The sequence below is a fragment of the Candidatus Terasakiella magnetica genome (genome assembly GCF_900093605.1).
Lineage (GTDB): Bacteria > Pseudomonadota > Alphaproteobacteria > Rhodospirillales > Terasakiellaceae > Terasakiella > Terasakiella magnetica.
The window spans coordinates 61,852-87,550 of record NZ_FLYE01000034.1; the positions used below are offsets into that span (position 1 = coordinate 61,852).

General features: G+C 47.4%; 22 protein-coding genes. 15 read left to right on the top strand and 7 right to left on the bottom strand.

The window, feature by feature from the left end; all coding sequences use genetic code 11:
• Nucleotides 1-30: 30 nt before the first annotated feature.
• A complete protein-coding gene (locus MTBPR1_RS11185; protein ID WP_069189102.1) occupies nucleotides 31-288 on the bottom strand; it encodes an accessory factor UbiK family protein in 258 nt (85 codons plus the stop codon).
• Nucleotides 289-425: 137 nt separating this feature from the next.
• On the opposite strand from MTBPR1_RS11185, the gene rfaD reads away from it, so the two are divergent.
• The 4 genes from rfaD to pgeF are packed head-to-tail and all read left to right on the top strand — an operon-like array spanning nucleotide 426 to nucleotide 4,124.
• The gene (gene rfaD, locus MTBPR1_RS11190; RefSeq protein ID WP_069189103.1) at nucleotides 426-1,415 is read left to right on the top strand and encodes an ADP-glyceromanno-heptose 6-epimerase; all 990 of its coding nucleotides are present in this window, start codon (nucleotides 426-428) and stop codon (nucleotides 1,413-1,415) included.
• Between the two features lie 45 nt (nucleotides 1,416-1,460).
• Entirely contained in the window at nucleotides 1,461-2,267 is an 807-nt protein-coding gene (lgt, locus tag MTBPR1_RS11195) for a prolipoprotein diacylglyceryl transferase (RefSeq protein ID WP_069189104.1), read from the top strand.
• Nucleotides 2,264-3,355, top strand: coding sequence for a class I SAM-dependent methyltransferase (locus tag MTBPR1_RS11200; protein ID WP_069189105.1), 1,092 nt, complete (start codon nucleotides 2,264-2,266; stop codon nucleotides 3,353-3,355). Before lgt ends, MTBPR1_RS11200 begins: the two co-directional genes overlap by 4 nt.
• A 1-nt stretch (nucleotide 3,356) precedes the next feature.
• Entirely contained in the window at nucleotides 3,357-4,124 is a 768-nt protein-coding gene (gene pgeF, locus MTBPR1_RS11205; RefSeq protein WP_069189106.1) for a peptidoglycan editing factor PgeF, read from the top strand.
• Here the strand turns inward: pgeF and MTBPR1_RS11210 are convergent.
• Together MTBPR1_RS11210 and MTBPR1_RS11215 are read right to left on the bottom strand one after the other, a co-directional pair.
• On the bottom strand, nucleotides 4,121-4,744 hold the full coding sequence (locus MTBPR1_RS11210; RefSeq protein ID WP_069189107.1) for a trimeric intracellular cation channel family protein: 624 nt from the start codon (nucleotides 4,742-4,744) through the stop codon (nucleotides 4,121-4,123). The genes pgeF and MTBPR1_RS11210 overlap by 4 nt on opposite strands.
• A complete protein-coding gene (locus MTBPR1_RS11215; protein WP_069189108.1) occupies nucleotides 4,737-5,597 on the bottom strand; it encodes an SDR family oxidoreductase in 861 nt (286 codons plus the stop codon). The genes MTBPR1_RS11210 and MTBPR1_RS11215 overlap by 8 nt, the downstream gene beginning before the upstream one ends.
• Nucleotides 5,598-5,655: 58 nt before the next feature.
• Between MTBPR1_RS11215 and MTBPR1_RS11220 the strand changes: the two genes are divergently transcribed.
• Nucleotides 5,656-6,405, top strand: a complete 750-nt coding sequence (locus MTBPR1_RS11220; protein ID WP_083223046.1) for a tetratricopeptide repeat protein — start codon at nucleotides 5,656-5,658, stop codon at nucleotides 6,403-6,405.
• 113 nt (nucleotides 6,406-6,518) lie between these two features.
• Nucleotides 6,519-6,938, top strand: a complete 420-nt coding sequence (locus MTBPR1_RS11225) for a hypothetical protein (RefSeq protein WP_126465190.1) — start codon at nucleotides 6,519-6,521, stop codon at nucleotides 6,936-6,938.
• Nucleotides 6,939-7,026: 88 nt separating this feature from the next.
• Here MTBPR1_RS11225 and irrA read toward each other — a convergent pair whose 3' ends face one another.
• The gene (irrA, locus tag MTBPR1_RS11230) at nucleotides 7,027-7,446 is read right to left on the bottom strand and encodes an iron response transcriptional regulator IrrA (RefSeq protein ID WP_069189282.1); all 420 of its coding nucleotides are present in this window, start codon (nucleotides 7,444-7,446) and stop codon (nucleotides 7,027-7,029) included.
• Between the two features lie 148 nt (nucleotides 7,447-7,594).
• Complete coding sequence (locus MTBPR1_RS11235) at nucleotides 7,595-9,001, bottom strand: NAD(P)H-dependent flavin oxidoreductase (RefSeq protein WP_069189283.1); 1,407 nt, start codon at nucleotides 8,999-9,001, stop codon at nucleotides 7,595-7,597.
• 276 nt (nucleotides 9,002-9,277) lie between these two features.
• Here MTBPR1_RS11235 and MTBPR1_RS11240 point away from each other — a divergent pair, with 276 nt between their 5' ends.
• Complete coding sequence (locus MTBPR1_RS11240) at nucleotides 9,278-9,706, top strand: acyl-CoA thioesterase (protein WP_069189110.1); 429 nt, start codon at nucleotides 9,278-9,280, stop codon at nucleotides 9,704-9,706.
• Nucleotides 9,707-9,708: 2 nt separating this feature from the next.
• Here the strand turns inward: MTBPR1_RS11240 and MTBPR1_RS11245 are convergent, their stop codons facing one another.
• Complete coding sequence (locus MTBPR1_RS11245) at nucleotides 9,709-13,314, bottom strand: AsmA family protein (RefSeq protein ID WP_069189111.1); 3,606 nt, start codon at nucleotides 13,312-13,314, stop codon at nucleotides 9,709-9,711.
• Between the two features lie 240 nt (nucleotides 13,315-13,554).
• Between MTBPR1_RS11245 and MTBPR1_RS11250 the strand changes: the two genes are divergently transcribed.
• From MTBPR1_RS11250 to MTBPR1_RS11275, 6 genes are all read left to right on the top strand, one after another.
• Nucleotides 13,555-15,270: a hypothetical protein gene (locus tag MTBPR1_RS11250; RefSeq protein WP_069189112.1), complete on the top strand. Its 1,716-nt coding sequence runs from the start codon at nucleotides 13,555-13,557 to the stop codon at nucleotides 15,268-15,270.
• Between the two features lie 456 nt (nucleotides 15,271-15,726).
• Nucleotides 15,727-17,583 carry a ribonucleoside-diphosphate reductase subunit alpha gene (locus MTBPR1_RS11255; protein ID WP_069189113.1) on the top strand — a complete coding sequence of 619 codons (1,857 nt, stop codon included), beginning with the start codon at nucleotides 15,727-15,729 and terminating at the stop codon, nucleotides 17,581-17,583.
• 86 nt (nucleotides 17,584-17,669) lie between these two features.
• On the top strand, nucleotides 17,670-18,629 hold the full coding sequence (locus MTBPR1_RS11260) for a ribonucleotide-diphosphate reductase subunit beta (RefSeq protein ID WP_069189114.1): 960 nt from the start codon (nucleotides 17,670-17,672) through the stop codon (nucleotides 18,627-18,629).
• Between the two features lie 38 nt (nucleotides 18,630-18,667).
• On the top strand, nucleotides 18,668-19,582 hold the full coding sequence (locus MTBPR1_RS11265; RefSeq protein WP_069189115.1) for a hypothetical protein: 915 nt from the start codon (nucleotides 18,668-18,670) through the stop codon (nucleotides 19,580-19,582).
• A gap of 79 nt (nucleotides 19,583-19,661) precedes the next feature.
• Nucleotides 19,662-20,552 (top strand): type IV pili methyl-accepting chemotaxis transducer N-terminal domain-containing protein, encoded by an 891-nt coding sequence (locus MTBPR1_RS11270; protein WP_069189116.1) that lies wholly within the window; start codon nucleotides 19,662-19,664, stop codon nucleotides 20,550-20,552.
• 161 nt (nucleotides 20,553-20,713) lie between these two features.
• A complete protein-coding gene (locus MTBPR1_RS11275) occupies nucleotides 20,714-21,487 on the top strand; it encodes a hypothetical protein (protein WP_069189117.1) in 774 nt (257 codons plus the stop codon).
• On the opposite strand, the gene MTBPR1_RS11280 is transcribed toward MTBPR1_RS11275, so the two are convergent.
• A complete protein-coding gene (locus MTBPR1_RS11280) occupies nucleotides 21,484-22,878 on the bottom strand; it encodes an FAD-binding oxidoreductase (protein WP_069189118.1) in 1,395 nt (464 codons plus the stop codon). The genes MTBPR1_RS11275 and MTBPR1_RS11280 overlap by 4 nt on opposite strands.
• Nucleotides 22,879-23,021: 143 nt before the next feature.
• Here MTBPR1_RS11280 and MTBPR1_RS11285 point away from each other — a divergent pair, with 143 nt between their 5' ends.
• Nucleotides 23,022-23,765: an MBL fold metallo-hydrolase gene (locus MTBPR1_RS11285; protein WP_069189119.1), complete on the top strand. Its 744-nt coding sequence runs from the start codon at nucleotides 23,022-23,024 to the stop codon at nucleotides 23,763-23,765.
• Nucleotides 23,766-23,848: 83 nt separating this feature from the next.
• A complete protein-coding gene (locus MTBPR1_RS11290) occupies nucleotides 23,849-25,654 on the top strand; it encodes an ATP-binding cassette domain-containing protein (RefSeq protein ID WP_069189120.1) in 1,806 nt (601 codons plus the stop codon).
• Nucleotides 25,655-25,699: the final 45 nt, after the last annotated feature.

Genomic DNA, 25,699 nt, shown 5'->3' on the forward strand with positions numbered 1-25,699 from the left:
GCCAGCGGGCCTAAACCACAGCTAACTTATTTATTTTTTTGCTTTTTTTAGCTCGGCTTCCAACTCTTCAATTCGCGCAATCAGGGCGTCTTGTTCTGTGCGGGCCTTGGCCGCCATGGCCTTAACCGCATCAAACTCGTCACGGCTCACCATGTCCATTTGCGCTATAACCCGTTCAATTTGTTGACAAATCATGCCATCTACTTCTTCGCGCACACCTGTTAAAGTGCTCACGGCACCGCTGGCAACTTTGGCCACATCGTCAAAAATACGGTTTTTGCTTTGCATGGAGTTATTCCTTAATCAACTGGCGAATCGGTGGCGCATTATGCCATGAGTTCTTCATTGCGCAAGTCTTGCTTGAAGACCATCCCCATTCAGCCCTATAACACTATCAGAATTTCAATCCTTATGGGGTCAGACAGATGTTTGTTATCACCGGGGGCGCCGGATTTATCGGGTCCAATATTATCGCATCACTTGAAGAGCGCTATCCAGATGAAAAGCTGGTGGTGGTAGACCGCCTGCGCGATGGGGTAAAATGGCGCAACATTGCCAAGCGCGACCTTTATGACATTGTCCATCCTGATGACCTTTATGATTTCCTAAGCCAATATGCGGATGAAATTAAAGCCATCTTCCATATGGGGGCAATCTCTGCCACCACAGAAACAGATGCCGATAAGATCGTTGATAACAACTTTCGCCTAACCACCGCACTTTGGGAATGGTGTACAGACAATAAAGTGCGTTTCATCTATGCCTCGTCTGCTGCGACTTACGGTGATGGTGAAAACGGTTTTGATGATTTCCAAGATCGCAAAAAGCTTAAAGACCTTCTGCCGCTCAATGCCTATGGCTGGTCCAAACATCTGTTTGATCGCACGGTTGCGCGCAGCCTTGAAAATAAAGAAGCCACCCCACCACAATGGGCGGGTCTTAAATTCTTTAACGTCTATGGCCCTAATGAGAACCATAAAGGCGGGCAACAAAGTGTGGTTGCCCATGTCTTCCCCGATGCCAAGCAAAACCTTATGTGTCGCCTGTTTAAATCCCACCACCCTGATTATGAAGACGGTGGGCAATTGCGTGATTTTGTTTGGGTCGGTGATGTGGTTAATGTCATCTTGTGGCTTTATGAAAATGAAAAAGTCTCCGGCCTGTTTAATGTGGGCACGGGCAAGGCGCGCTCCTTTAAAGATTTGGCAAAAGCGGTTTATGTCTCTTTAGAAATTGAGCCAAAAATCCATTATATCGACACACCTGTTAATATTCGCGACAAGTACCAGTATTTTACCCAAGCCAATATGGATAAGCTGCGCGAAGCCGGATATGACAAGCCCTTTACCGAGCTTGAAGAAGGTGTGCGCCAATATGTGCAGGATTATCTTAATAAAGACGATCCCTACCGCTAATTCCCAAGCTTCCCCAAACTGATGGGGATATAAAAGAGATATACGATGACTTTTGCCATTGCCTTTCCCATGATTGATCCCGTGGCTGTTCAGCTCGGCCCAATTGCCATTCGCTGGTATGCACTGGCTTATATCGTCGGTCTTGTGGGGGGCTGGCACTATATCAAATATCTCACCAAGAAATTCCCCGGTAACATCACCCATGAACATGTGGATGATTTTCTCTTTTGGGCGACCATTGGGGTGGTGATCGGCGGGCGCCTTGGTTATGTGCTGTTTTATAATCTGGACTATTTCGCCGCCAATCCGGGCGCGATTTTACAGGTCTGGAAAGGCGGCATGTCCTTTCATGGCGGCTTCCTTGGTGTGGTGGTTGCAGCCATCCTGTTTTGTAAAAAACACAAGCTCCCCATGATGACCTTTGGCGACCTGATTGCCTGTGGCGCACCCATTGGCCTATTTTTCGGGCGCATTGCCAATTTTGCCAATTCAGAACTTTATGGGCGTGAAACAGATGTGGCTTGGGGCGTGATCTTTCCAAATGGCGGGCCAAACCCGCGCCATCCAAGCCAGCTTTATGAAGCAGCCATGGAAGGGCTTATTCTCTTTATCATCATGTTTATCATCTCGCGCAGAGAAACATTGCGCCACTCAAGCGGGCTGTTTATCGGGCTGTTTATCGCAGGGTACGGCATTGCGCGCTCCATCGTTGAGACCGTGCGCCAACCCGATGCCCATATCGGGTATTTAAGCGGCGGCTCCACCATGGGGCAATGGCTGTCTATCCCCATGATCCTCATTGGTATTGCCCTGATGGTCATGGCCTTGCGCAAAAATAAGGAAGAGGCATGAGCCCACTTCACACCCTTTTGCGCCGCCAGATCGAAACCAACGGTCCAGTTTCTGTTTCAGACTTCATGACAGAATGTTTATGCCATCCCAAACATGGCTATTACATGAACCGTGACCCGTTTGGCACAAAGGGTGATTTCACCACCGCACCGGAAATCTCCCAATGCTTTGGTGAGCTTTTGGGCCTGTGGGCGGCTATTTCATGGCAACAAATGGGCAGCCCTGCACAGATGCATCTGGTTGAACTTGGCCCCGGTCGGGGGAGCTTGATGAGTGATGCCTTGCGCGCAACACAAGCGGTACCGGGCTTTCATGACGCGCTTAATATTCATCTCGTGGAAATCAGCCCGACCTTAAAAGAAAAGCAACAAGCCAGCTTAAAAGACTGCGCCCTAAAGGTGAGCTGGCATGAGAATTTTAGTGATATCCCAGAAGGACCTGCCCTTTTTATCGCCAATGAATTTTTTGATGCCCTGCCCATTCGCCAGTTTGAAAAAGGTGAAAAAGGCTGGGCGGAGCGTTTTGTTGATATTGAGCCTGAAGGTGAAGGCTTGCGTTTTGTGCTTAAAAGCGATGAAGCCGCCCTTGCGCTAATGCCCAAGCGTTTAAAAGATAGAAATGAGGCAGGCCTGTTTGAAATCTCGCCTGTGTCCCAAGCCATCGCCTTTGGTCTGGGCCAACGTATAAAAGAACAAGGCGGGGCCGTTCTTGCCATTGATTATGGTCATCAAGAAGCTGATTTTGGTGAGACTTTACAAGCCCTGAAAGATCATAAATTTGCCCCTGTCTTAGAAACACCGGGCGAGGCCGATCTTACCGCCCATGTGGATTTTGAAACGCTCGCGCAAAGTTTTGTAGAAGGCGGGGCCAAAACATGGGGGCCGATGGGGCAAGGCGAATTTCTGGAGCGCCTTGGCATTGCCCAACGTTTTCAAGCCCTGTTACAAACAGCCAATGACGACCAACGCACAAGCCTGATCGCGGCCCATAAACGGCTCTGTTCGCCAGAAAAGATGGGCAGCCTGTTTAAAGTAATTTGTGCCACCCACCCTGATCACCCTACCCCTGCGGCATTTGAGGACTGTTAACATGAGCCAAGATGCAACTTTTTTGACCTCAGACACGATCACAACCAGCCATGGGTTTTTCACCCGTTTAGGCGGGATTAGTCAGGGGATTTACGGCTCGCTTAATTGCGCATGGGGATCAAAAGACAGCCTGACTGATGTGATGACCAATCGCGCCCTTGTGGTGCAAGCCTTGGGCAACCAAGCCTCAGACTTATTATCTGCCGCCCAAGTTCATTCCAACCGCGTGCAAATTGTTGATAAAGTCTGGACGCGCGAGCGCAGCCCCGAAGTCGACGCACTTGTCACCAAAATGCCCAATGTGGCCTTGGGTATTTTAACAGCTGATTGCGCACCTGTTCTCTTTCATGATAGCACCAACAACATCATTGGTGCAGCCCATGCGGGATGGAAAGGGGCCTTTGGCGGTGTGCTTGAAAATACAGTCAAGGCCATGGAAGAGATTGGGGCAGACCGCTCTTTCATCAAGGCTGCGGTAGGACCGTGCATCCATCAAGCTTCTTATGAAGTCGATGGTAATTTCAGACAGACCTTCCTTAACCATGACCCTGACTATAGCCGTTATTTCATTGAAAGTGTAAATGAAGGCCACTTCCAGTTTGACCTGCCCGCTTTTGTAAAAATGAAACTGGATGAGCTCGGCTTAAACGGTATTGAAGGCTCCCCTGTGGACACATATGTTGATGCAGAGCGTTTCTTTAGTTATCGCCGCACCACCCACAACAATGAGCCCGATTACGGTCGCCAAATATCTGTGATAACGCTTTAAGTCTGTCCACCTTTATAGGGTGGCAAGCTCCAATGAAAGAGAATGGCAAGCCCGCGCACAACAAAGGTGGCGGTGACGCTAATCAACATAGAGCCTTCTTGCGGGATACCCATATCGATTAAGATCAGATAGGCACAACTGCCCACAATAGCAGCCAAGGCATAAATCTCTTTTTGCAGTAATAATGGCACTTCATTACAGACAATATCGCGCAACATGCCGCCAAAAGTCCCTGTGATCATGCCCATAATCACCACCATGACCGGATGGATATCATAGGTCATGGCAACTTGGGTCCCCATGATGGTAAAAAGCGCCAAACCAAAGGCATCTGCCCACATTAAAAGTGCATATTTTTTACCATCCAAGCGGTGAACCTGAAAGAAAGACAGCACAGCAACGCCAGCGACCACATAGACATAATTTAAGTCTTTCACCCAAAAAACATAATCAGCATCAAGCAAAAGGTCGCGCACGGTCCCCCCGCCCACAGCAGGGGCAAGCGCCACAATAATAAAGCCAAACAAATCCAGTTTTTTGCGCGCTGCCGCCATTGCGCCAGACAGGGCAAAAACGGCTGTCCCCATCATGGCAAGGAGATAGATAGGATCATCAAACATCTTTATTTTCCTGCGCCCAAATGGCGTTTAAACCTTCTTTATAGTCGGGGTGAATGAGTTCATAGCCAAGTTCTTGCTTGATCTTGGTATTATCCACCTGTTTATTATCCTGCCAAAAAGTAAGCGCCATGGGCGACATGATTTTTGCAGCCTCTTCAAAGCTCTTTATAGGTAACATACCCCTGCCCATCAGATCGCAGGCATATGCCAAGACCTTAACCGGCTCACAAGCTTCATCATCACATAGGTTATAAGCCGCTCCCACCTTTGGCTTGGCAATTGAAGCCCATAAAACACCTGCGATATCATCAATATGAATGCGCGAAAATACATGGTTTGGTTTATCAATCGCGCGCGCACGCCCTGAGCGGACCTGATCAAAGATGCTGCGCCCCAACCCATAAATCCCGGCAAGGCGAAAAATATGGATGGGCAGGTTTGTGCCAAGCCAACAGTCTTCAGCTTTTTTGCGTGCCTGTGATCGTGCACTGCTGGGGGCTCGCAAGCTGTTTTCATCAACCATTGCCCCATCGGCATTACCATACACACCCGTGGTAGATAGATAGCCCATCCACTGTAAGTTCGGTAATTTTTCCAGCTCCTCACCATGCAGGTTAAAGACACAATCGCCTGTTTCTTTATGAGGGGGAATGGAATGTAAAATATGGGTGACCTGCTCCAGTCTTTGGGCGAAATTCTCAATCTTTTCCTGACCATCAAAGAAGATCGTTTCCACGCCTTTTATGGGGTTTTCTTCGCGCGATGTGCCTATCACGCGCCAGCCTTTTGCCATAGCTTGACGCGCAAAATGTGAGGCAGAATAGCCAAGACCAAAGATAAAGAGTGTTTTCATGGAGCAAAATCGTTCATAAAGAAAAAAGATATCTGTTTTTAATGTAAGGGGATTTTTTGTGAAACGTCAGGCTTTTCTTGCAGCATTTTCATTTTTGTTTTGCACCTCTATGGCAGCTCAGGCAGCAAGCATTAATCATGGCGAACAATATAGTGCTTGTATGAACCTTGTGCGCCAAGCCCCTGAAGATGCCTTTGATACGGCTTTAACATGGAAAGGCCTTGGTGGTGGTGAGGCTGCTGAACATTGTATTGCAACAGCCCTCATAGCGATGAAACGCTATAAAACCGGCGCAGAACGTTTGGAAAAACTTGCTGACATTTCGCGCCGCCCCAAAGAGTTTAAAGCACAGATTTTAGCCCAAGCCGCACAGGGTTGGTTTTTAAACGATGATCTAAACCGTGCACGCGCTGTTCTTTCCACCGCCATCAGCTTGGATGAAAATAATGCGGAGCTTTATGTGGACCGGGGCCATATCCGCAGCACGCAACAACATTATAAAGACGCGCTTGATGATCTTAACAAAGCCCTTGGGCTGGATGATCTCAATGTGGATGCCTATGTGTTTCGCGGGGCGGTTCATCGCCTAACAGAAAACTTTGACGCTGCCCTTCTTGATATCAATCGCGCGCTTGATTTAAACCCCGCCCATGGGGAAGCTTACTTGGAACGCGGCATGTTACACCGTATTGAAAGCAAAAATGATCTTGCGCGCCAAGATTGGATGCGCGCCATTGAGCAAGACCCCCACAGCAAAACGGCCCAGACCGCCCGCCTTAATCTTGAAAAAATGGACGTGAAGAATTGAGTGCAAAACCTCATACGTAGTCTTACCTCACCCATTTAAGTGATACCAAATGGGTATATATGAAATTTCTTTCATGTTGTTTACTGATAAAAAGACAGCGCTAAGGTGATTTCATGAATAGACAGCATATGAACTATGAGGACGAGCTATACGTCCCTTATCTTTCTCAAAGAAAACGTAAAATTAATAATATTATCGCTTTTTGCGAGTCCTATCCTGCGGCCCTAGATGATCAGAGTTTCAGAGAATGCGTCTTCTCCCGCCTTTTAAGCCACTTAGAAGAACAACTCCATTATAAAGAGCATTTATATAAAACCATATCCTGTGAGCATCTGGATAAATATAAAATTTCCAACCAGCAAAAAGTCACCGATCTCTTAGAAGCTTGCTCGAAACTCCAAGGACGCAGTGAAGATATTGCCACGCATTTTTATAAGCTTGTTTCACAATGGCAAGAACAGCACCATGATGCGATGCAAAATGAATGTGAGAACTGTGACTTGCTGGCAGGCTGCACGAAACACTTGCGCTAAAAGCTTTTTATTTTAACCCTGAAAAAGCAAAAGCCGGGCTCCCCCCAGAACCCGGCTTTTAATTCGAATAGAGACAGCTCTTTTCGAATTATGACGCAGCGCGAATACGCACTACGACGTCAACACTTTCAACTTGCGCACCTTCTGGCGGTGTTGGAATGCCTGAAACTTCAAGCTGCCCATCCGGCACATCAGAAAGAACGCCTGTGCTTTCATCAAAGAAATGATGGTGGCACGTTGTATTGGTATCAAAGTAAGAACGACCCGCATCCACAACGATTTCACGAAGCAAACCTGCCGTCGTAAACTGGTGTAGCGTGTTATAAACCGTTGCCAGTGACACACGAATATTACCTGCAAGCGCTTCTGAGTGAAGCTGCTCAGCCGTAATATGGCGATCACATTCATCAAACAACAATTTAGCCAAAGCTAGACGTTGACGAGTTGGACGAAGACCAGCATCACGAAGACGATCAAGAGCGTGGCTGAAGGGACGTACTTTTTCCATTGAATTCACCTGTTCTAACAAATTTTTGCGCCATTTCATCCTAAGTGAAAACCCGTAGTTTTTAATTAGAATGTTTAAACTTTGCGCCGAATATGTCAGATACCATTCAAGCTTTACTTGACGCAGGTCAATTTCAGGTGATTTTTCTTCAGTCGCCTTTGAGAAGTTGCTCTACAAGATCAGCAACGCTTGGGAAATTCCCGTTGCGGCCCTCTTGGAAAAGCGGGTCATCTGCAAATTTAAAGGCATTATGACCAGCAAAGGCGAGGTTGTTTTCAACAGAGCCACCATGGGCGATATCTTGCAGCGTTTTCTGAATACAGAATGAACGTGGGTCTGCCAAACGACCTGTTGTATTTTCCTCATTATCCGCCCAGTTAGAGAATGCACAAGCTGACAGACAGCCCATGCAACCCGCTTGGTCGGCCAAAATTTCCTGTGATTTTTCAGGTGCCACAAAAATCATGGAGTCATCCGGTGTGCGCATGCCTTCTGTAAAGCCCTGTGCAATCCAGCCTTCAACATCAGCTTGTTTATCAGCCGCCACAAAGATAGAGCGACCACGTGCGCCAACTTTAACTTCGCCTGTTAATTCTTCTGTCGCTTTGCGCGAGAAAGTCACCTGACGTGCAGCGCGTTCACCCAACTCTTTCAAGAAATCGTTATTGAGTTGAGATGAATAAAAACCCGTTGGGCTGTATTTGTTCAAAGACACATCGCCTTCAACCAAATTCAACAAACGGTTTTTCCACGAATCAGGGATCGGGCTTTCTTTTGTCAACAAGGGACGCGAACCAAGTTGGAAGGCCACCGGACCAATTTCTGGATTATCCAGCCAGTTATCCCAATCACGTAAATACCAAACACCACCCGCCATCACGATGGGAACATCGTTCAAGCCAACAGAGTTCATGAACTTGCGAATTTCTGCAACACGGGGGTATGGGTCTTGTGGCTGATCAAAACGTTCTGCATTTGACAGACCATTATGCCCACCAGCTTTCCACGGATCTTCATAAACCACACCGCCCAAAAGCTTGGCGTGTTTTGAATAAGAGCGTTTCCACAAAGCACGAAACGCACGCATGGAAGAAACGATTGGGTAATAATACACATCATATTGTGCAGCAATTTCTGCCATTTTATAAGGCATGCCTGCGCCACAAGTCACCCCGTGGATCAACCCTTTTGCACCTTGCAAAACACCATGGATGATACGTTCAGTCCCACCGGCTTCCCACAAAGTATTCATGTGAAGGCGACCTTCACCGTTTGAGGCTTCATGAGCGATGCGCGCTTGGGCGATACCGCCTTCAATGGCATAAGCGATCAGCTCTTCAAAACGCTCTGTACGTTTGTTGTTTTTATAAACTTGGGGAATGGGGTTGCCATCTGCATCATATGAATCTGGGTTCACACCGGAAAATGTCCCAACACAACCTGCTGCAGCAAAAGCACCGGCACTTCGACCATTTGAAACAGCGACGCCTTTACCACCTTCAATAATAGGGTGAACTTCGCGACCAGAAATAAGAACAGGTTTAATCGACTTCACAGTCATCTCCAGCAAGTTGTGATGCACCCCTGTAAACGGTGTGCTCTATGTGATTGCAATAATATTTTGTGTATCAATACACACATATTTGTTTTGTTGCGGACACTAAAGGAAATTGTCATGTTTTACCAGCCGTATTTCATCATTTGGGATGAGAAATTCCGCCATTCAAGATGAAATCTTATGGTTCAACGTTCTTTTGTCTTTTTTGGAACCTATACATACTATCACACATTCTGCTAAAAAGGTTTCAAATGATACGAAAGGACGCAGATTGTGGCTGATTTAGACCTGACTTGCCAAGACAGTTATAGCTATTGGACAGATGAGAAAATTCGCTTTGCCGACCTTGACCGCGTTGGTCATGTCAACAATGCCGCCTTTGCCATCTATTCAGAAAGTGGACGGGTGGATTTTTTAGAAGAGATTTATCCCGGCTGCACCGCAGGCTCTGGCATTGGCTGGGTGATTGCCAAGCTCACCATCAGCTATTTGGCAGCTGCTTATTATCCCGGTCAAGTCCGCATCGGTAATGTGGTGCGCCGCATTGGCACGTCGTCTGTGGTCATTGAACAGGGATTGTTTTGTAACGACAAATGTTTCAGCACCATTGAAAATATTCTGGTCTGGGCCGATACGGAAAATGAAAAATCCGTTCCTCTCCCCGATGATCTCAGAGAAAAGCTAGGGCTTTACGTGAAGTAACGTCAGCGATTCTTCAACACATTTCCCAAACCCTGTAAAAGCTGCTGCTCAACCGATGGCGGTGGCGTTGAAGAACTGTTGCTGCCCCCTGGGGGTGGAGGTGGCGGTGCGATTATGCCATCCTTAGCGGGCAATGGGGGTGTGGCTGTTGTTTCTTCAACCTTTGGCGCCGTATTTTTCACCCCGCCGCCGAGCAGGCCGCGAATGATATTACCATAGCCTTTTTTATCAAGCTTATCAGGCAGCGGAATAATCAAACCGCCCCCACTTGAAACCCCGCCCGTATCGAGCTTCACATCAGGTTTATCCAAGGCCCCTTTAATGGCAAAGGGATAATCCTGTTTCATCTTGGCTTTTTTCGCCAACAACCCAACAAGGGCGTTTTGCTGAACCTTCAAGGCTCCTGAAATATCAATAAGCCAATTGGGCAAATCCACCTGACCTGTGGCTGAGCCTGTGGCGATATTAGAGCTCAAACTTGCTGTTGTCAGGGTGGCGACCCCCTTTTTCACCACAGCTTTAGTTGAAATATCAGCCAAGCCCTTTGACGGGTTTGTCCCAGATAGAACAGCCAAGAGGTTTAAAACATCAAGGGGGGAGCCGCCTTTACCTTTTGATCCCACCGAGACTTTTTGCAACCCAAAATCAACATCCCCATTGAGGCCAGAGATAAAATCATACTGACTTTGACCTTGAGTCTCAAAGCGACCTTGTAAAGCCACTGTGCCATCAGCACACGTCTGGCTTCCCAGACCCTTTAACAGAGGTGCCAGCTTCAAACCTGTTGCTTTAACCGAGGTATCAATCTGTGCAATCTCGTTTGCCTGCGTTTTAGAGGTGACAGATAACTGCCCGCCAAACACGTTCGCAGATGCTTGGCTCACATCCAGAACGCCATCTTTTAAATCCGCCTTTAAAACCACATTCTCAGCCTTCACTTTCTTATGTAGCAAAGCAGTCGATTGAAGACGGATTTTTGCATCAAGACCGTGAAGGGCGGAAAAATCTATTTTCTCGCGCGACCATTTGCCGCTGGCTGAGGTTTGCGTTCCACTTCGCGCACGGTTGTTATTGGCCGCAGATTTTGCCTGAGATGATGAACGGGCCTTTACCTGTTTTGCCATAAATGGATCAAGACGCAACGCCCCCGTTTTTAAAGACACATCAACAAACGGTTTCTTTTTAAGCTTGTATGTGACCTTACCTGAAATAGCGGACTGCCCAACCTTGCCTGTGATATTTTCAAGACTTGCACCTGACAGGTTAAAGCTCACATCACTATTAAGCTCAATGTCCCCCGGGTTGCCTGTGGGCTGATAAGAAAGTCCCAGACCACGCGTGACTTTACCCAAATTCGCGATCTGCACATTCACACTGGCCTCGCCTTTGGGTAAGGGCAATAAATCAGCCTGACCTGCCACAATCACACTACTTCCCAAGGCATCAATGCTCACGTCCAGATTTGGCGCCAAGACTTTACCATTTAATGTACTATTTAGTGAAACAGGACCGATCTTTTGCCAGTTTGCCACATCACCTAAACCAAGCATTTGCGCTGCATTGGCCCATGATTTGCCATGGGCTGTCAGGGTGAGGTTTTCAGCAAGCAGGCCTGCCTCAGATTTATTCAACCCTCCAGTAGCCTCAAGGGACACTCCACCAAAGGAGCCCACAGAAGCCTTCTTAATCACCACATCCCCATTAAAAACGGAAGCCTCCAGCTTGGCTTTTTTAATGGTCTTTTTCTCATAAGTCACTTGGCCCACTGACAGGTCCAGATTGGCATCAAAACGATCAAGAAACGCTAAAACCTCTAAGGGGTTCACCGGTTTTTGTGGCGCTTTTGCCTGTGAAGGCTCTTGCGTGGTGGGGCTTGTCGGTGTTGCAACGGGCTTTTTCTCAACCGTCTGTTTCTCCCTAAGATAAGCATCTGCGTTAAAACGGTCCAGCTGCAAGCTCGCCCCAAAAGAGGGCCTACTTCTTAAAGCAATGGTTGTTGCCCCTGTCAGGGTTGAGCCATCCATAGTGGCTTTCACATCATAAAGACGCAGTTCTTTAGGCGTTGCTGCAATTTGGCTGCTGAGCATAACTTGTTGGAGGCGATCAGCGCGCACGCCTTTTACATCGACTTCAGCCCATTCAAGCGCACCGCGCAAATGTGCAACATTTAAATCAAGCGAGCCATCAAACTGGAGCTGACCATCACGCTCACCTGCCACCCCAAATACAGAGACTTCGCCCGCACCGGGCAAGATGGCCGATAAACGCTCAAGCGCCAACTCACCTTGGCTGAGTGAAACCGCACCTTGCACCTGACGAATGGCTTTACCTTTTAACAACAACGCATCCACGTTAAGAGACAGGCTTGCCTCCATATCCTTGGGCAAAGTAAAAGATTGTGTCGCACCTTGGCCCGCATCACTTGGTTTGTCCTGAACAACCGGATTACTTAAAACTGTTGAAACCCGTGTACCATCAGAGGCCCCGCTTTCATTTGAGGGGCTAATCACCAACGCCAGTGGCTTGGGTGCCACAACCTGATACGGCCTAGCTGTTAGCCATGCATCGCCATCAATTTTATTAAAAGAGGCGCTCGCGGTGAGTTTCTTGGTCTCAAGATTTTCAAAACTAAACTGGAGGGAGCCACGATCTTGGCCCAGCGCCAAACTCAAGCCATCTTCCCCAAAAGTCAGGCCAGACGGCGCATAAGATACTTCCCCTTCAATATTAAACGGGCGATTTAGCCCGCCATGCTGTTTGGGTGAGGGATCAAACGCACTGATCAGGCCCGCAAGACTTTCTCCCTTAAAAGCAAGCTTACCTTTCACCTTTGGACCTTCCGGCAAGTTCACCAAGGTCCCGCTCAAACGCGCAGTAGTTTCACCATGAGCCAGCTTTACTTGGGCAGCAAATGAACCCGTGCGCCCATGAACAATCTTTCCAACCGAGCCATCAAAACCAATAGGAATGCCGCGCACCGTCATGGTTGCGGCCGCTTCAAACGGGCCGTTTAAGGCACCAATGGCAAAGCGGCTATTGATATCACTGATTTCTTCTTTAAGGCCTTTGGCTGTATCTTCAAAAATCAAGCGTCCGCGCTCAATAATAAAATCATCAATCTGAAGGGGCAGCGGTTGCTCTTTACTTTCTTGAGCATCTTCAAATGAAGGATCGCCTGCTTGTTGGCTGGGCGCACTTGAACTTTCCCCAGCTTGGGCTTGGGTTTTAAAGTCCCAGTTTCCTTGCCCGCTTGCCAAAACTTCTAGATGAATGGTCGGTTCGATCATGCGGATAGACTGCACATGGACCGTGCCGCGCAGCAACGGCATAAGGGCCACGCGTACATCAAGCTGGCGGGTTGAAAACATATCCTGATTTTGCGCACCCTCAGCATTGGCAAAATGCACATCGCTGACCTTTAAAACAGGTGAGGGCAAAAGCGATAAAGAGATATCACCGCCAATGAGCAAATCACGCCCTGTGGCCTCTTTTACTTTTTGGGCAATATCCACACGATAGCCAGACCAGTCAATAAAGCTGGGCACAACAAGAATTGCAGCAAAAACCAAGGCAACAAAAACGCCAAGGCCGATCAGGACCTTTTTCACTTTATTATTATCCTAGAAAGAAAATATCTGTGCTAACCACACCTAAACCCGAATAAGCGTTAAGCAATAAAAATCAATTATATACATCATAAAAGACAGAATATATAAAATTATATGTTTTTTCTATTTTATGGCTTAAATTCATTCGACTAAGGCTTGATAAATGAACAATAGACGATCATAATTCTAGAAAATAATCAATTTACGCGCAATTTTGTTCGCATGAAAACAGGGATACAAATGCAAACAACGCCACCCAATGATGGAAAAACGCAAACCGGGTCTGCACCGGGCGGTAACAATGCGTTTATGGCTTTGGCGACCCTGCCCCCGGGTACGGATAAAAACACCCTGATCACCACCATTGATAATGCGGTCACCCAAGTCCTTTCTGAGCTTGCCAACCATGAAGAAGGCAATCTACCCGGCGATATCTTGATGAAAGTTCAAACCTCTTTGAGCTTTTTAGAACAATGTCTGGGCTTTAAGGACGAAGAATTTACCGAGTTTTCAAAAAAGCGCGCCAATGAGCTTCAAATGGCACTAGGTAATACAATTGCGCGTATCCAAGAAGCCAAGGCTCCGCCGCCTTCTCCTGAGCCGGAGCCGGAGCCAGAAGCAAAGCCTGAACCCGAAGCAGAAGAAGCCCCTGTAGAAGCTGAAGCCGTTCAGGAGCCTGAAGAAGAGCTTGAGGAAGATGAAGAAGAAGAGCCCTTTGATCCCAAGGCATTTCCTTATCCTCGTGAAGAAAAAATCCTCATTGATTACGCCTATAAAAAACTATGTGAGCGTTTAGGTTTCTTGCGTGGTGATCATGTGGTTTCAGATGGACGCAAACAAAAACTGGTAAGCGATGTTCATGAAGATGGCGTTGCCCCTTTCTTCTTGTTCTCAACGCAATTCCCCGAAATTCTACGCCAGCCTTTCATTGACCTTGTGGAAGAAAAGCGCGACCTGCTCAGCCGGCGTGTCTATATTCACACAGACAAAGATGACAGCGATGAAGATGTTCTTAAACTCTATCAAGAAGAACGCCACCGCGACATCATCGGCATCATCGGCCTTGCCTTTGATGATTGGGCCGGTGAAATTGCCCGCGCAGGTATTGCGGGTTTGCCACAAGAAATTAAGATTGTTGGCCCGAAAAAAGAAGAAAGCAGTGCAGGCATTGGCTCTAGCCTGAAAAAGGTTTTCTCCTTTGGCAAGAAAGAGAAAAAAGCAGCTAAAAAAGTCAAAGCCGTTGATGTGCCCGATACCAACCCCATTCGCATTCACAAAGAATGGCAGGTTCTAGAAAAACAGGGTGTCTTTGATCTTTCACCCCATTTCAGCTTCAGCCTGTTATCTTATGCCCTGCAATTAAGCGAGAAACAGTTTAATACGGAATTTGAATGTATCTGCCAGATTGTAAATCAGCAGGAAGAACCCGATGTGGGTCCGGTTATCACCAACCTGAACCGCCTTTATAAATTCTATGACAATATCTTCTTTGATCTGGTCATCTTAAATCTGTTTTATCGCCAGAATAATTTTGACGTCAATATGCTGCAAGCAGCCTGCATGTCGCAAAACTTCGTGGTGGACCGCCTGCCTCTGACGATGGATGAATTAAAACGTCGCCCGATGGAACATGCCAAGAATGTTTTGGCCTGTCTTAAAACAACACAGTTAAACCCGGAAAAAGTAAAACAGGCTCTAGAAGATTATTTCTTTGCCCATCAAACCATTCATTCTTCGAAAGTGGGTAAACGCATTCAGGCTTCAGAGAATCTGATCAAGCGCCAAGGTGATAAACTCACAGGTAATGCCAAAGAAGTTATCAACGAAATTGACAGTATCTTGCATGAAGTCGCAGAACTCAAGGCACGCCAAGAAGAAGACGGCGTCTTTCTTGGTGAAGAGATTGAAACAGCTGTTGAAGATGGCATCACACGTGCTGTCGCACATGTCTCCTAAGACGACTTTTACAAACCTCAGGCTTTGTGCGCCCCGTTTTGCATGCGGAATTTTTTCTCTGTCAAAAAAATGTAAACAAACACTATAATTTGTTGACATTAAGCCTTCAGACACACAATATCTAGACATGAGGCACGTTCATCACATGGACTTTGCCGCAGAAAAAGCCGCCAAATTCCGCCGATTTTGCCCCGGTTTTTTCCAATCGACACCGACAACAGAGTCGCTTCGATCTGACGACCGTCTTCTCCCCAAGAGATAGGCGGTCGATGCGCGAATCCAGCCTGTATGAACACCCCATAAGACAATAAGGTTCTGCCCATAACAGAACCACTCTGAAAATTTAATAGATGCGAAACAAGGTGAATGCACCCCATTCATCCAACAGGCTGTTTCGTGCCTATGGCTATTATATAAGACGTTTGAAAGCGGAGGCGTAAGACAGTGGAATCAAGTATGCTTGATGTGGTGCAGGTCCAAGGCGGGGCACAGGTTCATGTGGACCATGCCCGTGACAGTTATCTGACAGATTTCGGTAAATCAGTATTGGCAGATCGCTATCTGATGCCGGAAGAAAGCTATCAAGACCTGTTTGGTCGTGTGGCTTCTGCTTATGGTGATGACGATGCCCATGCCCAGCGTATTTATGATTATATGAGCCGCCTGTGGTTCATGCCCTCAACGCCCGTTCTCTCAAACGGTGGCACGACGCGTGGTCTGCCGATTTCTTGCTTCCTTAATGAAGCCAATGACTCCCTTGATGGGATTGTGGGTCTCTGGACTGAAAATGTCTGGTTGGCAGCAAAAGGTGGCGGGATTGGCTCCTACTGGGGGAACTTGCGCTCTATTGGTGAAAAAGTTGGCCGCGTGGGTAAAACATCCGGTGTTGTGCCCTTCATCCGCGTGATGGATTCCATGACCTTGGCCATCTCCCAAGGCTCCCTTCGTCGCGGCTCAGCAGCTGTCTATCTGCCTGACCACCACCCAGAACTTGAAGAATTTATTGAGCTGCGCCGCCCAACAGGGGGCGACCCAAACCGTAAAACACCAAACCTGCACCATGGTGTTTTACTGTCTGACAAATTCATGCGCGCGGTTGAAAATAACGAAGACTGGAAACTGCTTTCGCCCCATGATGGCACAGTGATGCGCAGCGTCAACGCGCGCGATATGTGGATCCGCATTCTGACCGCACGTATTGAAACAGGCGAGCCTTACATCATCTATTCTGATCATGTGAACAGCTCTTTACCTGAGCATCACAAGCTTGCAGGCCTGTCGGTTAAAACCTCAAACCTGTGTGCTGAAATTACGCTGCCTACAGGCATTGATCATCATGGTGAAGAACGCACAGCAGTCTGTTGCCTGTCTTCGGTAAATCTTGCCAATTACGAGTCGTGGAAAGACAACCCACGCTTTATCGAAGATATCCTGCGCTTCCTTGATAATGTTCTCGATGACTTTATTGAAAAAGCGCCAGATGAGATGGCCCGCGCGAAATATTCCGCCATGCGGGAACGCTCTGTCGGGCTTGGGGCCATGGGTTTCCACTCCTTGCTGCAAAAAAACAAAGTGCCGTTTGAATCTGCCTTGGCAAAGGCCTGGAACCGCAACATTTTTGCACATATCCAGAAAAAGGCCGATGAAGCTTCAGAAACGCTTGCTGATGAGCGTGGGTCTTGCCCGGATGCAGAAGAATACGGCATCAAGGCGCGTTTCTCCTGTAAAACCGCCATTGCCCCAACGGCCTCAATCTCCATCATCTGTGGTGGCTCAAGCCCAGGTATTGAGCCCATTGCTGCCAACAGCTATATGCATAAAACACTGTCTGGCTCATTTAATGTGCGCAACCCTTACCTTGCTGAAGTGCTAGAAGAACACGGTCATAATGATGAAGACACATGGACCTCTATTACAGTAAATGAAGGTTCCGTGCAGCATCTTGATTTCCTCAGCCAAGATGAAAAAGACGTCTTTAAGACCTCTTTTGAACTGGATCAAATCTGGGTTGTGGATTTAGCAGCAGACCGTGCGCCCTTTATTGACCAAGCCCAATCGGTCAACCTGTTCTTGCCTGCTGATGTGCATAAACGTGATCTCCACCAATTGCATTTCCAAGCTTGGAAGCGGGGATTAAAGAGCCTTTATTATTGTCGCTCCAAATCCATCCAGCGCGCTGAAGTGGTCGCAACCAAAGACCATATGCCAGATACGCTGAAAGCTTTGTTGGAAAAAGTCGAGACACCGGACAATCCGCGCTTGCCTTTGGCTAATGAAGAAAATAAATATGATGAATGTCTGGCCTGCCAGTAACACTTACGCGTCATGCTGATATAGCTCAGTATCCATATGGTCTCTGGCCTGTGCCAGAGTGACAATTCTCGTGGAGTAATTTTAAGATGTCACTTCTGGATGCAAATCCCGTTTATAAACCGTTTCGCTATCCTTGGTGTTATGAAGCGTGGCTCACCCAGCAACAAGTCCACTGGTTGCCTGAAGAAGTGCCCTTAGCCGATGATGTAAAAGACTGGCATAAAAACCTCTCTGAGGCTGAGCGTCACCTGCTCACGCAGATTTTCCGCTTTTTCACCCAAAGTGACATTGAGGTAAATAACTGTTACATGCGCCATTACACGCGCGTGTTCCAACCCACCGAAGTGCAAATGATGCTATCGGCCTTTTCAAATATGGAAACCATCCATATTGCGGCTTATTCCCACCTGCTTGATACCATTGGTATTCCTGAGGCTGAATATGCCGCCTTCCTTAAATATAAGGAAATGAAGGACAAGTACGACTATATGCAGCAGTTTGGTGTGGATAGCAAAATTGATATTGCCACCACGCTGGCGGTTTTTGGTGGCTTTACCGAAGGGTTGCAACTGTTTGCCAGTTTTGCCATTTTGCTCAATTTCCCCCGCCTGAATAAAATGAAGGGCATGGGCCAGATTGTCACATGGTCAGTGCGCGATGAAACGCTGCATTGTAATTCCATCATCAAGCTCTATAAAACTTTCCTTAAAGAAAACCCTGAGATTGATATTAAAGAGCTGCACAAACGCCTTTATGAGGCATGCGCGACTATTATCGAGCATGAAGATGCTTTCATTGATCTATGCTTTGAAATGGGCGCGGTTGAAGGGCTCACAGCAGATGAGGTCAAGAAATACATACGCTATATTGGGGATCGCCGCCTTGAACAGCTTGGTCTTGAGCCGCAATATAATATTGAGAAAAACCCGCTGCCGTGGCTTGATGCCATGCTCAATGCCGTTGAACATGCCAACTTCTTTGAAAACCGCGCAACGGAATATTCAAAAGCTGCCACACAAGGCACATGGGATGATGTGTTTGATTAAGTTCACTCCCCCTTGGTAAGAAAAATAGGATCAGCATAATGACACACCGCTTAAAACTCTCAGCGCTTCCCATTATCCTGATCCTTCTTTGTTTTACAGGGCTGTTTGACAGTCTTTATCACGCCACGCCCTTGCCCGCCTTTGAAGAAGAAGCCGGGGCCTATCTGGCTGATATTCGCGAGCGGGCAACTTACGCCTATGCCGCAGCACGTACCTTAAACGGGGCCATTTCCTTATTAGAATCCGTTGAGCTGGATGCCATGATCATCAGCGGGCAACCCGGTCAAGTGCTGGAACCTGTCAATGATATGGTTGAGCAATTTTCTGATTTAATCTTAATCGCCCTTGCCAGCATTGGTGTGCAGGAAATTCTCATTACGGTTCTTGGCGATATTTCATGGGGGTATCTACTTCCCCTTGCCCTGCTCCCCCTAGCCCTTGCGCCTTGGGTAAAACAGCCATGGCAAAAAAACCTTAAATCTATTGGCAGTATCTTATGCCTAAGTGTGGTGTTTTCACGCTTGCTCATCCCCGCCATTGCACTCAGTGGACAAACCATTTCAGAACATTATCTAAAGCCCGATTATGCAAATGCAATTGAGCATGTGGAAGAGGTTAAAGAAAAAACCAGAAAAGCGGTCAGTGATGGCCCCAGCGTTTCCCAACTTCTTCCCCCTGAGATTATCACAGATAAGCCAAAATCAATTTTCTCAAACACACCAGCCCAAGCACAAAGCAGCACCATCGTTCCTAATCTGGAAACCATGACAAGTTTGGTGAAATCAGACCAAATCTGGACCATGCTTGATACTGTGCCGCAAAAGATCATTACCCTGATCACGATCTTCAGCTTTGAGACAATTGCCTGGCCCATCTTGATGGTCTTATTGTGTTTTGGTCTGGGAAAACTTGCTTTGCGTTTATTTAGGGTCAGGACCTATGAACGCGTCTAAAGAGACCTTCTCCTTGCATTTATCAACTGAAATGGTACATTTTGAATGAACATCAAATACCGTCTGGGGACATTTATTGATGCGTAAACTCTTAATTGTTGCAATGGTTTTCAGTACAATTTTTGCGTCTGATAGCTTTATATCAACGGCACAAGGTGCCGATGAGGTCCAAGGACGTAAGGTCGATATTGCCGGGCGCCAACGTATGCTCACCCAACGCATGGCAAAAGCAGCCTGTTTTATTGGTAGCTATAGTGAAGTTGATAAACATCACGCCATGCTCATTGATGCCAGTAAACTGTTTGATGACAGCCTCAAGACATTAACCAATGGCAACCCGAGCCTGAACATCCCCGCAGAAACGGAGCCTTCTATTTTGGCTGAGCTGGAAAATGTGAAGCCCTATTGGCACATGCTGGACTTTGCCACCCGTATTTTGATCGAGTCCCCTGAGACCCCCGGCCTTGATGTGAATATGATTGAACAGTTCAATCTGCCAGCACTTAAACAATCCAATGCGGTTGTTCAAACCATGGAACGCGCCTATTATAAGGGAACAAAAAGCACCGGTAGTGTACGCGCCATCAACGTGGCAGGGCGCCAACGTATGCTCAGCCAAAAAGCAGCAAAAGAATTTTGCTTTATCTCCTATGGGCTAGATGTCGAGAAAAACCGACAAGCCCTTAAAAAGACAATTCAGGACTTTGATATCGCCCTTGATGATCTGCGCAATGGCGATTCCATCAAAAACATTCCGCCAGCACCAACAATTAATATCCGTTATGCCCTAACCCAGCTTAAATCTGACTGGCAGTCCCCACGCGGTATTTATCTTGCGATCGCCAATGGCGTACAGGCCCATGATGCTGAGTTTTCAACCATCTCAAAAAGTAATGATCAAATGCTTAAACAAAGTAATGAGATCGTTGGCATGATGGTCAACTACTATAAAAATATGGAAACCCGCTAGGGCGAACAAGCCTTTTACTCATTCTACTTATCAGGTATAAATCCTTGTTTTTATTACAAAACTAGGGGTTTATCCTTATATCCATTTGCGCATAATCAAACTACATATTCTCACTGGATTTGAAACTTGAATACAAGTCAAATGATCAGCGGGATAACAATATGCATAAAAAAATCGTACTATGTGCCTTTTTGGGGCTCAGCCTTTTTATGGGGGCTTCTTCAGCTTTAGCCAATAGCACCTCAGACACACTGGCTATGTTGACCCAGCGCATGGCAAAAGCAGCCTGCTTTCTTGGCACTTTTAGTGAACCAGAAAAATACCGAACTATTCTGTTGGAAAGTCAGGGGCAGTTTGCCCAAAAACTTCAGCACTTAGAAGAAACAGCGCCAACACCTATTATTAAATTAGCCCTTCGCAAATTGAAACCCGATTGGGCCAACTTGCATTTTGCCTCCTCTATTTTGGCAGATATGCCTGCTTATCCCGGCTTGGATGTAAATATGATTGCAGACTTTAATCTTCCGCTTCTGGCCCATTCCAAAAACCTGTCTGAACTTTATAACTCAAATACCAATGTGCAAAAAAACGCAAGTCGCCTTTCTTTGTTAAGCCAAAAAGCGGCAAAAGAATTTTGTCTTGTGTCTTATGGGTTCAACCCGGCACAAAACAGAAAATATCTGTCTGCCTCTATTCGCGAGTTTGACCAAATTCTCAAACAAATGGGCGCTCAAGAAAGTTTGGATAAAGCTGACATTCAGGCCCAGCTCAAACGTATTAAAACAAGCTGGAAAGGCAACAAAGGCGTGATGACAGCCATTGCCAGTTTTATGCGTGCGCGCACATCAGATTTCAATGTGGTCTCCAGCACCAATGAAAATGTGCTTTCACAGTGTCGCAAGCTGGAAGACTTAATTGCCCAAAACACCCTTTAAAGGGCCACGATTTTACCCGGGTTCATAATATTATCCGGGTCCATGGCTCTCTTTATGGAGCGCATAATCTCAAGGCCAGCCTCGCCAAACTCATCTTCAAGATATTTCATTTTACCATGGCCGACACCATGCTCACCCGTGCAGGTCCCTTCCATGACAAGGGCGCGCTCAACAATGCGGGCATTTAAACGCTTGGCTTCAGCCAGTTCCTTTTCATCATTAGGGTCAAAAGCAAACAGGGTGTGATAATTACCATCCCCCACATGGCCCACAATCGTGCCCTCCAGAAATGAAGCTTCAATATCCTTCTTGGTTTCTAAAATGGCTTCTGCCAAACGCGATATGGGCACGCAGGCATCCGATGACACACCACGACACCCCGGGCGCAAAGCAAGGGCGGCATAATAAGCATTATGGCGCGCATTCCATAAACGGTCGCGTTCTTCTTGCTGGCTGGCCCATTGGAAATTCTCCCCGCCAAAATCCTCAGCGATCGATTTCACTTGTTCTACCTGTTCATCCACAGCTGAGGGCGAGCCGTGAAATTCAAAAAACAAGGTGGGGGCGACTTCATAATTCAGCTTTGAATATTGGTTCACCGCATACATCTGGCGATCATCAAGCAATTCAATGCGCGCAACGGGAATGCCGCACTGAATGGTGGTGATCACCATATTAACCGCCTCTTCCAAACTTGGAAACGGGCAGACGGCAGCTGTGACTTTTTCTGGTATACCATAAAGGCGCAAGGTTACTTCAGTAATGATACCCAGCGTGCCTTCTGATCCCACATAAAGATGGGTAAGGTCATAACCCGCTGCTGATTTTTTAGAGCGTGAAGAGGTGCGGATCACCTCGCCCTTTGGGTTCACCACCGTTAAGGAAAGGACATTTTCGCGCATGGTGCCATAACGCACTGCATTGGTGCCTGAAGCCCGTGTTGACGCCATCCCGCCAAGCGAAGCATCTGCGCCCGGGTCAATGGGAAAAAACAATCCGGTATCGCGCAAATATTCATTTAACGCCTTGCGCGTCACCCCTGCCTGCACAGTCACGTCCAAATCCTGTGGGCGGGCTTTTATCACCTCATTCATTTGTGAAAGGTCAATACAAACCCCACCATGAAGGGCCGCCACATGACCTTCAAGGGAGGTGCCCGTGCCATAAGGAATGATCGGTATTTTCTTTTCAGCACATAAACGCACCACAGAGGCGACTTCTTTTGTGCTATGTGTGAAGATCACCACATCCGGGGCGAAAGCTTCATGGTAAGACTCATCTGTTCCATGTTGATCGCGCAACGCTTGGGAGGTTGAAACCCGCTCCTTGCTTGTCAGTTCAACAAGTTGGTCAAGAAAGCTCTGGTCGATTGTTCCATATTGTGTGGGCATGTTTTTTATCTTTTTGATTTCACCTCAAATGATACTAAGCGGCTCAAAAGAAAAGAACAATACGGCATTACTGCGTAGAAGACTTGACTTAAAGTGTGGGGCATGTTGGATTTAAACATTATGGGTGCAAGGAAAGACTAAGAATGAGTCTGGTTGATGTTCAGTTTTTAGGGTGTGGCGATGCTTTTGGTACAGGCGGGCGTTTTAACACCTGTTTCCATGTGGTCAGTGCCAAAAACTCTTTCCTGATTGATTGCGGGGCGACTTCACTTGTGGCTATGCGCAAGTTTGAGATTGAGCCTAACTCCATTGATATGATCTTTCTTTCCCATCTTCATGGGGATCATTTTGCGGGCGTCATCTTCTTTTTAATGGATGCGCGTTATGTTTCTGCGCGCACACGCCCCTTGGTGATTGCGGGGCCTAAAGGCACAAAACAACGCTTGATGGAGGCAATGGAAGCACTCTATCCCGGCTGTTGGGAAAAAGGCGTTGAGTTTGAAGTTATTTTTGTAGAGCTCACCTTAAACCACCTACAAGGTTTAAACGGGGTGAAAGTCTATCCCTATCAGGCCAAGCACCTTGCAGATGGTAATGACTTTATCTTGCGTTTTGAAGTCGATGAAAAAATCATCACCTTTAGTGGCGATACGGGCTGGACACCCGAGCTGGCAACTGCGGCTCATGGCTCTGACCTGCTCATCTGTGAATCCTATCATTTTGATGAGAAATGCGAGTTCCATCTGGATTATGAAACCATCCATGAAAACCGTGGTTTCCTCCATACCCGCAAGCTCATCCTCACCCATCTTGGCCCTGAAGCATTGGCACGTAAAAATGAAATGGACCTTGAAGTTGCCTTTGATGGGCTTTTGATCTCCGTTTAAATCATTTTCCCATTCCCGCCTGACGGGGAATCTTGTACAAGGACCAGAAGAATTCGGTTTATTGAACAAGGCAATGCAGTCCCATGGCTCCTCCCCCTCTTTTAACTTTACGTGACATCCATGTAACCTTTGGCGGGCGCCCTGTATTTGAAGGGGTGGAATGCGCCATTCATCCCGGTGATCGCATCTGTTTGGTTGGGCGTAACGGCTCAGGTAAATCCACCTTGATGAAGGTGATTGCCGGACTTGTTGAAAAAGATGATGGTGAGCGTTTTGTCCAACCCGGTGTCACTGTCTCCTACCTGCCCCAAGACCCGACCCTGCCTGAGGGGCAAACAGTGCATGATTATGTTCATGCAGGCTTGCGCCATGAAGAAGAATATCACCGCGTTGATATCTGCCTTGAGGCCATGAAGCTTGATGGCAGTCGCGATACCGCCACCCTTTCAGGCGGGGAGGGGCGACGCGCCGCCATTGCGCGTGCGATTGTTTCTGAACCTGATATTTTATTATTAGATGAGCCTACCAACCACCTTGATCTGCCCACCATCCAATGGCTGGAAGAAGAGCTGCAATCTTTTCGTGGTGCCATGATGATGATCTCCCACGATAGGACTTTCCTGCGCAAACTTTCGCGCCAGCTCCTGTGGTTAGATCGCTCTAAAATTCGCCGCACGGATCGTGGCTATGAGTTTTTCGACGAATGGGTCGAACATGTGATGGCAGAAGAAGAAAAAGAAGCCACCCGCATCAATATCCAAATCGCTGAAGAAGAGCGCTATATGCTCAAAGGCGTAACCGCACGGCGCAAACGCAACATGCGCCGGGTGCGCAAACTGGCAGAACTGCGCGAAACAAAGGCCAATACGGTTAAGACCCAAGGCACAGCCAAGCTTCAATTAGAAAGCGGTAAATCATCGGGCAAGCTGGTGATTGAAGCCACGGACCTATGTAAAAGCTTTGATGAAAAAGTCATTTGTAAGGGCTTTTCCACCCGCGTGATGCGCGGTGATAAAATTGGCCTCATCGGTCCAAACGGGGCGGGTAAAACCACCTTATTAAAAATCCTCACCGGGCAGATCACCCCCGATAGCGGAGACATTCGCATCGGCACCAACCTAAGCCCGGCGTATTTTGACCAAAAACGCAATAACCTGCCCCAAGATGTCACCTGCTGGGATTATCTTGCCGATACGGGCGGGGATGAAATTTTGGTCCATGAACAGCCCAAACATGTGGTCACCTACATGCGTGATTTCTTGTTTGAGGAACGCCAAGCCCGCCAGCCCATTCATGCGCTTTCTGGTGGGGAGAAAAACCGCCTGATGCTGGCAAAGCTGCTGGCAAGCCCAACCAACTTCCTTGTTTTGGATGAGCCGACCAACGATCTGGATATGGAAACGCTCGACCTGCTGCAAGAAATGCTGGCTGAATATGACGGAACACTTTTGCTGGTTAGCCACGACCGTGACTTCCTTGATCGCGTGGTCACTTCCACCATCGCCGTTGAAGGTGCGGGTGAGGTGGAAGAATACCCCGGTGGCTATGAAGATTATCTCAGCCAGCGAAAAGCCAAAGAAGAAGAAATCGCAAGCCCAAAGGCCAAGCCCGCAAGCACCGCCAAGCCAAAAGAACAGGCTAAAAAGCCAAAAGGCAAGCTCAGTTACAAAGACCAGCGTGAGCTTGATATGCTGCCTTCAAAAATGGAAAAGCTTGGTGAGGAAAAAGACACGCTGGAAAAAGAAATGGCAAATCCTGATCTCTTTAGTAAGAATCCAGATAAGTTCCAGAAAACCAGTGATCGTTTAACCGCAATTCAAGAAGAGCTTGATCATTGTGAAGAACGCTGGCTGGAGCTTGAAATGTTGGTGGAAGAGTTAAACGGCTAGGGTCAGGACCTATTAATTTATTGAGTTTGGCAGAGATGAATTTGA